Here is an 11,656-nt window from a genome sequence, read left to right on the forward strand (position 1 = left end):
TGGAATATTTTCTGCCGTGGCTGCTCGGCGAACGCACGGCCTGAGGCAGACCGGCAGGAGGAACATGGCCGGAGCACGTCCGGCCCGTCAAGAAGGAGGCTCCGCAAGGAGGAAAAGACGCCATGAAAAACTTTGTGTTCATTTCACCGAATTTTCCCGCAAACTACTGGAAATTCTGCCGCTGTCTCAAGGATGACGGCCTGAACGTCCTCGGCATAGGCGAACAGAGCTATGACGATCTTCTGCCGGAGCTCAAGGACAGCCTGAACGAGTATTACAAGGTCGGCAGTCTGGAAAATTACGATGAAGTGTACCGTGCCATGGGCTTTTTCATCCACAAGTACGGAAGGATAGACTGGCTGGAATCCAACAATGAATACTGGCTGGAGCAGGACGCCGCCCTTCGCACGGACTTCAACATCACAAGCGGCTTCCAGAACCAGGACATTCCCCGCATACGCTTCAAGTCCGGCATGAAGGAATACTACCGCCGCGCCGGCATCGCCACGGCCCGTTATCATATCGTGGACGACAAAAAAGGCTGCCTCGCCTTCATCCAGGAGGTCGGCTGGCCCGTCATCGTCAAGCCCGACAACGGCATGGGCGCATCCGACACCAGAAAGCTGTCCTGCGAGGCCGATCTCGACGCCTTTCTTGCGAGCAGAATGCCCGGCGTGCAGTACATCATGGAAGAATTCATCCATGCGGAAATCAATTCCTACGACGCCATCTTCGACTCGCACGGCAATCCCATTTTCGAGACCGGCAACATCACTCCCGTGAGCATCATGGACGTGGTGAACGAATCCGGCAACTCAGCCTACTATCTGCTCAAGGAGCTGCCCGACGACACCCGCGCCGCCGGCCGGGCCACGGCCAGAAGCTTCGGCGTGAAAAGCCGCTTCGTGCACTTCGAGTTCTTCCGGCTTACGCAGGATCAGGAAGGCATGGGGAAAAAGGGCGACGTGGTGGCGCTGGAGGTGAACATGCGTCCGTGCGGCGGCTACAGCCCCGACATGATGAACTTCGCCAACAGCACCGACGTGTACAAGCTCTGGGCGGACATGATCGCCTTCGACCGTTCCACCATGCCCGTGGGCGAACACTTCTACTGCGCCTTCGTGGGCCGTCGCGACGGAAAGAAGTTCCGCCATTCCAATGAGGAACTCGCAAGGAAGTACGCGGCGAACATGAAGATGACGGGCCGCATTCCCCCCGCGCTGTCGGGAGCCATGGCGGATCAGATGTTCATGGCCAACTTCTCCACGAAGGAAGAAATGGATCAGTTCTACGCCGACGCTCTTGCCCCGCAGGAGTGACCGGAACGGTTCCATCCGGGAATCGCGGAGCGTCTCTTGCAGCGTTGACGCCGCAAAAGACGCTCCCGGCCGCGTGCCGCGCGTTCCCCGGTGATTTTTGCGACCGTCCCCGGCCTGCCCTTTGCGCGTCGCCCTTCTGTCTTCATCCCTTCTGCGTGCTGCTTTTCTTTCCGAGATTCCCGGCTGCGGCAGCTTCAGGCAAGAAAACGGGAGGATCGTCCATGGACAGCCGACCTCAAAAAGATCAGCCTGAGGGCATGCCGGGCGAAAAAAGCGGAAGCCTCGACGCCCGGCCCTCCTTCGCGGCCGGCGGCGCTCAAAGACACGGGGCCGCCCCGCAAGCGCCGCACGCCGGAACGAAGGAGCAACGACCAAGGCACAGGAAAACATCATGAAGGACATCGTCATCATCTCCGCAAGCCCCCGCAAGGGCGGCAACTCCGACATTCTCTGCGACCAGTTCATGAAGGGCGCGCTCGAGGCCGGGCACAAGGTGGAAAAAATCGCGCTCCGCGAAAAGACCATCCATCCCTGCCTGGGCTGCGGCGCGTGTGAAAGCACGCATCGCTGCGTGCAGAAGGACGACATGGCCGCCATTCTCGACAGACTCGTCTCGGCCGACGTCATCGTCATGGCCACGCCCGTCTACTTCTATACCATGAGCGCGCAGATGAAGACGCTCATCGACCGCACCGTTCCCCGCTACACCGAAATTTCCGGCAAGGAATTCTACTTCATCGCCACCGCAGCCGACGGCAACGAAAAGGCTCTCGAACGCACCATCGACAGCTTCCGCGGCTTTACCGACTGTCTGGAAGGGGTCACGGAAAAAGGCGTTCTGCTCGCGCCCGGAGTCTGGAAGAAGGGCGAAGTGACGGCAACCGCAGCCATGGACAAGGCTCTTGCCATGGGACGCAGCGCCTGATTCCGACCTCATGCGAGGAGGCACGCCGGAGCCCTCCCGCCTGAGGAAGAAGCCGCCGTCTTGCGGACGGGCCGGTCATCCGTTATTCATGAACGAACCGAACTGCAGCCCCGTCCCGGACGGAGAAAGGCGTTTCATCGCGCGCACTTTGCCCGTGCCTTGCCGGAACCGGCCCGGCAAGGACGACCGCCGTGCGGTCATCTTCCGCCTCCGGACTCTTCCCTTTCTGACCCTTACTTCTGCCGTGCGGCCGGACGGCGGAACCCGGAACGCTCATGCGACTACTTCTTCCCTCCATCTTCATGGCGGTCTACGCCTTCCTGAGCCTTGTCCTTCCCATGAAGGCGGCTCTGCCCGTAAAAGCGCTTCTCGGCGTCGCATTCATGGCCGCCGCGCTCAAATACGTGTTTTATCAGGTGGTCGGCGGCGGCTTTTTTCGTCCCGATCTGCCCGCTCCCGTCATGCTGACGGCGGAAGCACTGTACGCAGCACTCATGGTGCTCTTTGTCCTCGCGCTCGCCAAAGACGTTGCGGGCCTTGTGCTGCGCATCGGCCGACTGTTCGGCGCCGCATGGCGTCTGCCCTTCACGCCCGGCGCCCGCTGCGCCCTGCTCGTCTGCCTTGCCCTTGCCTGCGGTGCATGGGGCACGTGGCAGGCCGTGCGCGTGCCCGACGTCCGTCAGGTGGACGTGACCATTCCAAACCTTCCACCGGAACTTGAAGGTTTTTCCCTCGTGCAGCTCAGCGACCTGCACATAGGCCCGGTACAGAAAAAGGCCTGGCTTTCCGAGGTGGTACGAAAAACAAACGCCCTTTCCCCGGACGCGGTGGTCATCACCGGCGACATGATCGACGGCCTGCCCGGCGCCCTGCGCGACGAAATGACCCCGCTTGCCGATCTTCACGCCCGCTGCGGCGTGTTCGGCGTGACGGGAAACCACGAATATTACTACAACGCCGCAGGCTGGCTTCAAGAATTCCGCAGCCTCGGCATCACCATGCTGAACAACGAGCATCGCGTGCTTTCTGGCGGCCTTGTGCTCGGCGGCGTGCCCGATGCCGCCTCGGGGCGCTTCGGTCACCACGGAGCCGACGTGCAAAAGACCTTTGACGGCGCACCTGACGGCCCGCGCGTGCTGCTCTCGCACAAGCCGAACGCCGACGACCTTCCCGCGCCGGGCGTGGCACTTCAGCTTTCGGGTCATACGCACGGCGGGCTCATGTTCTTCCTCGCCCCGCTCATCGGAGCCTACAACGCCGGGTACGTCAACGGGCTTTACCGTACCCCGCAGGGCGGCCTGCTCTACGTCAGCCCGGGCACGGGCCTGTGGAACGGCTTTTCCTGCCGCCTCGGCGTGCCTTCGGAAATCACCCGCATCGTGCTCCACGGAAAAAGGACGGACGACCGCTGAGCCCTGCCCTCTTTGCCGGGCAGCGTTTTCAGCGCAGGGGCACGTGCTCCATGGGGACGCCGCGGGCATGGGACTTCTGCCCGGCACACCTTTCTTTCCTGGCTCCTCGCTCCAGAGCCATGAAAAGACTGCCGACGCCTCCCCCGTATGAACGTCCCTTCCGTGCCGCCTTCAAGCATCGCCTTGTACCCGCTCGCTCCGAACCGGCACGATGACGGGACACGCCCCTTGCAGCGCTCATCTCCGAAGTCCTCTCCCCTTCGCCTTTTCTGACAGGACGCACGTGGCCCCCCCTCCGCGGCAGGGCATTCTGCGGGCATTGCTCCCGAAAGACGGCTTCTTTTCCGAGCCAGCCTGCGCCGGCGCGCTTTGCACCGTGCCGCACCTGCCGAAACTTGAACGGCAAGTCTGCCCGCACGCTCCGAAGCGCATCCCGTAAGCTTTCCATCCGGGGCGCAGGCAAAAAACCTCTTAAGCGTCAAAAACGGCTTCTGCATCGTTGAACGCCTTTCTGCCGGGCCGTGAAGAACACAAAAAAAGGGCCGGAGAAAGCCCCCGGCCCGGACATGAGGACAGAACCTCTTACTCTTCCATGACGGAAGTGCCGCGGCGCACCTCGATGACGTGCTCTATGGCGCGCAGCTTGTCGATGGTCTGATACAGATGCACGGCGTCGCGCACTTCCACCGTGAAGTCCATCTGGGAACGACCGTCGACGGTGGACTTGATCTGAAGAGCGTTGATGTTGACGTCCTGCTGCACGAAGACAAGACTGATCTTGGCGAGCAGGCCCTTTTCGTTGAGGCCCAGAATGCTGATTTCCGCCGGGAAGGGCTTGCTCTCCTCATTGTTCCAGGTCACGGAAATGAGGCGCTCCGACTCCATGTTCTGCAGATGCGGGCAGTTGGCGGTATGCACGATGACGCCGCGGCCGCGACTGATGAAACCCACCACCTGATCGCCGGGCACCGGCTTGCAGCACTTGGCAAAATGGATGAGCGTGTCTTCTATGCCCTTGATGGTGATGCCGTCGGAAGGCTTCTTGACCGCGCCGTCCGGCTTGGCGGCCGCCGGTTCGGGCAGAAGCTCATGCTTGGGGGTAAGAATGGCGAGCAGTCTCTGGAGCACCTTGCGGGGGGTGAGCCGTCCCGTGCCCACGGCGGCAAAAAGATCGTCCAGCACGTTGAGGGAGAACTCCGGCACCACAAGCTGAAGCCTGCCGTCCTTGGCGGCCTTGGTGACGTTGAACTCCATCTTGCGGCCTTCCTTTTCCAGGAGCTCCTTGCCGAGCGCCACGGCAGCCACGCGCTCTTCCGTGCGCAGGTAGTGCTGAATGCGGCTTCTGGCCTTGGAGGTCTTCACCATCTTCAGCCAGTCACGATGAGGATGCCGGTTCTTGTCGGTGATGATTTCCACCATGTCGCCGTTTTTCAGCGGGGTGGCGAAGGGCTCGAGCTTGCCGTTGATTTTCGCGCCCACGCAGTGAGCGCCCACGTCGGAATGAATGAGGAAGGCGAAGTCGAGGGAAGTCGCCCCCTTGGGCAGCTGCTTCACGGCGCCCTTGGGCGTGAACACGTATATTTCGTCGTTGAAGAGATCCATGCGCAGCGAACTCATGAACTCGCGGGAATCCGCCTCGTCCCGCTGACGCTCCATAAGATCGCGCAGCCACTGGAACTGCGGCATGTCCTGCATGGCTATGGCATGGTTGCGCTCCTTGTACATCCAGTGCGCGGCCACGCCGTGTTCGGCCATGTTGTTCATCTCTTCGGTGCGGATCTGAATTTCGATGCGTTCGCCCTCCGGTCCTATCACGGTGGTGTGCAGGGACTGATAGCCGTTGGCCTTGGGCATGGAAATGTAGTCCTTGAAGCGGCCGGGAACGGGCTTCCACAGCACGTGAACAAGGCCGAGCATGGCGTAGCAGTCGCGCAGGTCGTTCACGATGACGCGGAAGGCGATGATGTCGTGCATCTCGTCAAGCGGCGTTTTCTGCGCCATCATCTTGCGGTAGATGCTGTAGGTCTGCTTGATGCGGCCGAAAACGCGTCCGTTGATGCGGTTTTCGGTCATGATGGCCTCGATCTTGGCGATGACCTTGGAAATGAGCTGCCGCTCGACTATCTGGTTGTCCTTGAGCCAGGTGGTGATTTCGGCATAGGCGTCGGGCTGAAGATAGCGGAAGCTCAGATCCTCCAGCTTCTGCTTGAAAAGGTGCAGGCCCAGACGGTTGGCAAGCGGCGCGTAGATGTCCATGGTTTCCTGGGCGATGCGCTGCTGCTTGTATGGCTTCTGGAAGTCCAGGGTGCTCATGTTGTGCAGGCGGTCGGCCAGCTTGACCACGGGAACGCGGATGTCGTGCGCCATGGAGAGAATCATTTTGCGGATGTTTTCCGCCTGCGCCTCTTCCTTGGTGTCGAAGGTCATCATGTTGATCTTGGTCACGCCGTCCACGATGTCGGCCACCTGCTCCCCGAACAGCTCGTCGAGCTCGTCGATGGAGGAATCGGTATCCTCCACGGTGTCGTGCAGAAGTCCGGCGGCCACGGTGTGCTCGTCAAAGCCCATCTTGGCCAGCGTGAGCGCCACGGATGCGGGATGCAGGATGTACGGATCTCCCGACAGACGCAGCTGTCCCGCATGGGCGGCAGAGGCGTAGTCGTAGGCACGGCGCACCATGGCCACGTCGGCATCGGGGCAGTGCTTGACGAGTTCCTCCACGATGCTGTCGGCCGAAGGAATCTTCGATGCCGGCGAGCTTGCCCCGGTCACCGGAGAGATCACCATGGAAACGTTTTCCTGAGGGTGAGCATCTTTCTGCCGGGGATCGCCCGCGTCCGCTGACGTCTGAAGAATGGAAGTCTGACTCATAAGAACCTGCTATTGCTGGAGCGCTCTGGGAACCCACCACCGGTCGAGGTTGTAGGTAATGCCCGCAGGAGCTGGTTGAATGCCCTGGAATCTCGCCTGAACCATGGGCAGGGAATACGGAACGTAAAGAAAAAGGTACGGCTGCTCCTCGTGCAGTATTTCCTGAAAGCGGTCGTAAACGGCCTTTCGAACCTCCCTGTCCGCCGAGGTCCGTCCCTTCTCCAGCAGCCTGTCGACCTCTTCGTTGCTGAAACTCACGAAGTTGAGGCCGTTGCCCGCGATGGCCGAGGAATGCCACACGTCGTAAATGTCCGGGTCGTCGAGAATGTTCCACGCCAGAATCAGGGCGTCGAACTTTCTCGTGTTGACGAATTCCTTGAGGAAGGCCGCCCACTCCACCGTGCGGATGGAGACCTTCACGCCGACGGCCCGGAACATCTGCTGAAGAATGACGGCGACCTTGATGCGTTCGTTGTTGCCCTGATTCACCAGAATGGTGAACTCGAAGGGCAGGCCGTCCTTTTCCAGAATTCCGTCCTTTCCCGGCGTCCACCCCGCCTCGGCAAGAAGGCGGCGCGCACGCTCAGGGTCATGATCATACGCCTTGAGCGCCGTGTTGTATACCCATGTTCCGGGCTTGTACGGGCCGAACGCGGGCTCTCCCATGCCCAGAAGCGCGCCTTTTATGATGCCTTCCCTGTCTATGGCGAAGGAAAGAGCCTGACGCACCCTCCTGTCTTTAAAAAACGGACTCTTCTGATTCAGGCCGAGATACGTGTAGCCGGAGGCGAGATACTTGTACTTGCGCCAGTTGCTGTCCCACCATTCTCCGCTGGTCTGCCGCAGGTACTGCTGAGGGGAAAGCCCCACGAAGTCCAGCTTGCCGGCCCTCGCCTCAAGAAACATGGTGGTACTGTCGGGAATGATGCGGTAAATGATTTCGTCAAGATACGGCCGCCCCTTGAAGTAGCGGTCGTTGGCCTCGAGCACGATGCGGCTGCCCGGCTCCCACGACTTGAGCTTGAAGGGGCCCGCGCCCACGGGATTGCGGGCGTAGCGGGTGGAGGCTATGTTCTCGTGCTCAAGAATGTGCTTGGGAAGGATGGGATGCATCCAGGTAATGGCCGCACGGGCGTAAGGCGCGTCGTAACGGACCTCGAAGGAAAGCGGACCGGTCTGCCGGTATTCCTTCACGTTGAGAAAATCCGCGGCGTAGGCCGTGGGCGTTTTCGGATCGGTCATGAGATTGTAGGTGAAGGTCACGTCGTCCGCGGTCAGCGGATGCCCGTCCTGCCAGACGATCCCCTCCTTCAGCCGAAAGCGCATGAAAAGGCCGCCCTCAAGCACTTCCCACTCTTCGGCGGCACACTTCACTATGTTGAAATCCTTGTCATATTCCAGAGGCGACGTGTAAAGGAGCCCGGCCACCTCGGCGGAAGCGGAATCGGAGGCAAGATAGGGAATGAGGTTGGAAGGCTCGCCTATGCTGCCCATGATGAGATGACCGCCCGTCACCGGCTGCGCGTCGGAAGGAAGCTGCCCTTCTTGCGCACGCGCCGAGCCTGCGGCAAGCATGAGGCAGAACAGAAACACGACGGCAAAACGCAGCGACCGGGACCGGATGCCGGTTCCGAAGGCCGAAAAAGAAGCGGGACACTGCGGGAATTCTAACTTTTTTTTCATGAAAAAAGCCTAGCACAGTTCACTTCTCTTGAAAACTAGGATAATATCCTATAATCCTAGGAGGCAATGGCCGGCTCAGCCTTTTTTGCTCAGGACTTCCGATTCCATCGATTTCCCTTTCCGGCCGCTGTCGCACAAGGCTTCCGCGCCTTGTCCATCTTCTGTCATTGAGGTCTGTTGCCATGAATCGACGCGAGGAAGTCGCCGCCCGTGGGCTTGCCGAAAACTTCATTCAGAACACCATCCCCGAGTACATCACGGAGTATGGTCGCGCCATCGAAGCCGAGGGAAATCTCAGCAAGTTCACTCTGCGCTTTGAAAACGACGTGTGGACGGTGGAGAGCACCGTTCAGGGAGAAGACTTCGAGGCCTACAGTCCGGTGGTCAATATCAATCTCAGGGAACAGCGGGTCGATTCCATGTGCAACTGCATGGAAGCGTTCAACGGTCCCTGCCGCCATGTGGCCGCCACGGCCATACACTTCATCAATTCCCTGGACATTTCCGAGGGCAAGGCCGATCCGGCTCCCGCGCCCCGCGAGGACTGGCGGCAGAGCTTCCGTCACTTCTTCGGCGGCACGTTCGAGCCGGAGACGGGACGGCACTATTTTCTGTTCCGGTTCTTCCCTGAGCCCGGCCGTCTGTCCGTGGAGTTCTTCCGTGCAAGGCAGAACAAGACGGGGCTTTCCTCCGTGCGTCAGGAAGTGACGCTCGAGCAGATTCTGCGCAACCCCGAATGGTGCGAACATTCTCCCGAGCTGCCCGTGGTGTGCCGTCAGATCGCGCAGTATCTCGACTACTACGGGCACCGCGTGGAAATCCCCGACGGTCTGCTGTCGTGGTTCTTCTGGGCCATACGCAAGGAGGACTACCTTTACTGGAAGGACACGGAAATTCCCTGCCGCATCGAAAGTTCCACCATGGCGCTCAAGCTGCGCCCCTCCCTGGACGACGACGGTCTGCGCTTCGACGTGCTGCTTCAGCGCGAAGGCAAGAAGCCCTTCTCCATCATCGACGAGGAGCCGGATGAAAGCGGCGACATTCCCGCTCCGGCACGCGAAGGCGCCACCTTCCACGGTCAGATGCCCCTGTGGGTGTGCTGGAATCAGGGCTTCTACCCGGTGCAGACCTGCCTGAACCATCACGTCATTCAGGCGCTCGTGCACAAGGGCCCCGTCATTCCTCAGGAAGACATTCCCGAATTTCTCGACAGGGTGTGGACGCGTCTGCCCGCCTCGGAACTGTACGAACAGGACGAGTTCCTCAAGATCATGGAGCCCGTGTTCCAGCCGGCGACCTACAATCCCAAGCTCTTTCTGGACGAGGAAGGGAGCCTGCTCACCCTGGAGGTGCAGAACATCTACGAGACCCTGCACGGCGAGTTCACGCTGCCCGGCCCGAACCCCGACTTTCAGACGGGCAGCTACGTATACGAAGGCAAGACCTTCCTCGTACGCCGCAATCAGGTGGAGGAAAACGCCCTCATCACGCAGCTTTCCGACATGCGCTTTCAGCCGAGAAGCAGCCGTCTGTGGTTCATGGAGCCGGAAGAAGCCATTTCCTTCCTGCTCGACTCCTATCCCACGCTGCTCGAGAACTGGCGCGTGTACGGCGAAGCCACGCTTTCGCGCTACAAGGTGCGCGCCTCCACGCCGGTCATCAACGCCAGCGTGGAAAGCAACGAGAAGGAAAAGTGGTTCTCCCTCGACATTTCGGTGGATTACGACGGTCAGAACCTGCCTCTCGACCGCATCTGGAAGGCCTGGCTCAAGGGCAAGCGCTACGTCCAGCTCAAGGACGGCTCCTACGCGAGCCTGCCCGAATCGTGGCTGGAAAAGCTGGCGCACAAGCTCAAGGTGCTCGGTCTCGATCCGGCCAAGCCGCCCAAGCAGAAGTTCAAGCAGTACGAGGCTCCGGTGCTCGACAACCTGCTCGAAGATCTGCCCGGCGCTCTGGAGGACTCCTTCTGGAGCAAGCTGCGCGACAACATCCGCAACTTCCATGAGGTCAAGCAGATAGAAACGCCCAAGGGCCTTCAGGCCTCGCTGCGTCCCTACCAGCTTCAGGGCATATCCTATCTCAACTTCCTCAACGAGTACGGCTTCGGCGGCATTCTGGCCGACGAAATGGGCCTCGGCAAGACCATTCAGACGCTGGCCTTCGTGCAGCACATGGTCAACCACGGTTCGCAGGGGCCCAACCTCATCGTGGTGCCCACCTCGGTGCTGCCCAACTGGGATCGCGAAGCGTCCAAGTTCGTGCCCGGCCTTTCCCGCGTCATCGTGTACGGCACGCGCCGCGAGGGACTGTTCCGAAAGATAGCCTCCTCCGACCTCGTCATCACCACCTACGCGCTGCTGCGCCGCGACATGGAGGAACTCGAACAGCACGAGTTCAACTCCATCATTCTCGACGAAGCCCAGAACATCAAGAACCCCAACACCATCACCGCGCGTTCCGTACGGCAGATCAACGCCAAGATGCGCCTGTGTCTGTCGGGCACGCCCATTGAAAACAATCTCTTCGAGCTGTGGAGCCTGTTCGAGTTTCTCATGCCGGGCTTTCTGGGCAGCCAGCACGCCTTCCAGCGGGGCGTCATCAAGCCCATCAAGGAAGGCGATGCGGAAACGCTCGAGTACCTGCGCTCGAGGGTCAAGCCCTTCATCCTGCGCCGTACCAAGGCCGAAGTGGTCAAGGATCTGCCTCCCAAGGTGGAAAACGTCATGTACTGCGCTCTCGAGGAGGAACAGGCGGAACTGTACGCCTCCCTGGCACGCAAGCTGCGCGAACAGGTGCTCGCCGACGTGGACAAGAAGGGCATGGCCAAGAGCCAGATGTCCATTCTGGACGCCCTGCTCAAGCTGCGTCAGATCTGCTGCCATCCCAAGCTGCTCAAGCTGGACATGCCCGGCTTCAACGCCAACATGCCTTCCGGCAAGTTCGAGGCCTTCAAGGACATGATCCTCGACATCGTGGAAGAAGGCCACAAGGTGCTGGTGTTCTCGCAGTTCGTGCAGATGCTGCAGCAGATACGCGCATGGCTGCAGATGACGGACATACCCTTCTGCTACCTCGACGGCTCGAGCAAGGACCGTCTGGAGCAGGTGGACCGCTTCAACAACACCCCGTCCATCAGGATCTTCCTCATTTCCCTGAAGGCCGGCGGCACGGGCCTCAACCTGACGAGCGCGGACTACGTCATCCACTACGATCCGTGGTGGAACCCTGCCGTGGAAAGCCAGGCCACCGACCGCGCCCACAGAATAGGTCAGCTGCGGCAGGTGTTCTCCTACAAGCTCATCTGTCAGAACACCGTGGAAGAAAAGATTCTGAAGCTCCAGGAAATGAAGCGCGGCGTAGCCGAAGCCGTCATTCCCGGGCAGGAATCCTGGAAGTCCCTCACAAGAGAAGACCTCGAAATGCTCTTCGAGGTGTAGCGATTCTCT

6 protein-coding genes are annotated in these 11,656 nt (G+C 60.4%); 4 read left to right on the top strand and 2 right to left on the bottom strand.

Going from position 1 to position 11,656, the window contains the following annotated elements; genetic code table 11:
• Positions 1 to 122: 122 nt before the first annotated feature.
• The 3 genes from QZZ60_RS07370 to QZZ60_RS07380 all read left to right on the top strand — a co-directional run bounded on the left by QZZ60_RS07370 (position 123) and on the right by QZZ60_RS07380 (position 3,656).
• Positions 123 to 1,319: a hypothetical protein gene (locus tag QZZ60_RS07370; RefSeq protein ID WP_295639972.1), complete on the top strand. Its 1,197-nt coding sequence runs from the start codon at positions 123 to 125 to the stop codon at positions 1,317 to 1,319.
• 391 nt (positions 1,320 to 1,710) lie between these two features.
• Positions 1,711 to 2,244, top strand: a complete 534-nt coding sequence (locus QZZ60_RS07375) for a flavodoxin family protein (protein ID WP_295639974.1) — start codon at positions 1,711 to 1,713, stop codon at positions 2,242 to 2,244.
• Between the two features lie 275 nt (positions 2,245 to 2,519).
• A complete protein-coding gene (locus tag QZZ60_RS07380) occupies positions 2,520 to 3,656 on the top strand; it encodes a metallophosphoesterase (protein WP_295639977.1) in 1,137 nt (378 codons plus the stop codon).
• 582 nt (positions 3,657 to 4,238) lie between these two features.
• On the opposite strand, the gene QZZ60_RS07385 is transcribed toward QZZ60_RS07380, so the two are convergent.
• Positions 4,239 to 6,527 carry a bifunctional (p)ppGpp synthetase/guanosine-3',5'-bis(diphosphate) 3'-pyrophosphohydrolase gene (locus tag QZZ60_RS07385; RefSeq protein WP_295639980.1) on the bottom strand — a complete coding sequence of 763 codons (2,289 nt, stop codon included), beginning with the start codon at positions 6,525 to 6,527 and terminating at the stop codon, positions 4,239 to 4,241.
• Between the two features lie 9 nt (positions 6,528 to 6,536).
• A complete protein-coding gene (locus QZZ60_RS07390; RefSeq protein ID WP_295639985.1) occupies positions 6,537 to 8,102 on the bottom strand; it encodes a peptide-binding protein in 1,566 nt (521 codons plus the stop codon).
• 290 nt (positions 8,103 to 8,392) lie between these two features.
• Between QZZ60_RS07390 and QZZ60_RS07395 the strand changes: the two genes are divergently transcribed.
• Positions 8,393 to 11,647, top strand: a complete 3,255-nt coding sequence (locus QZZ60_RS07395; RefSeq protein ID WP_295639983.1) for a DEAD/DEAH box helicase — start codon at positions 8,393 to 8,395, stop codon at positions 11,645 to 11,647.
• The last annotated feature ends 9 nt before the right edge of the window (positions 11,648 to 11,656 follow it).

This window comes from uncultured Mailhella sp., assembly GCF_905187505.1.
Lineage (GTDB): Bacteria > Desulfobacterota > Desulfovibrionia > Desulfovibrionales > Desulfovibrionaceae > Mailhella.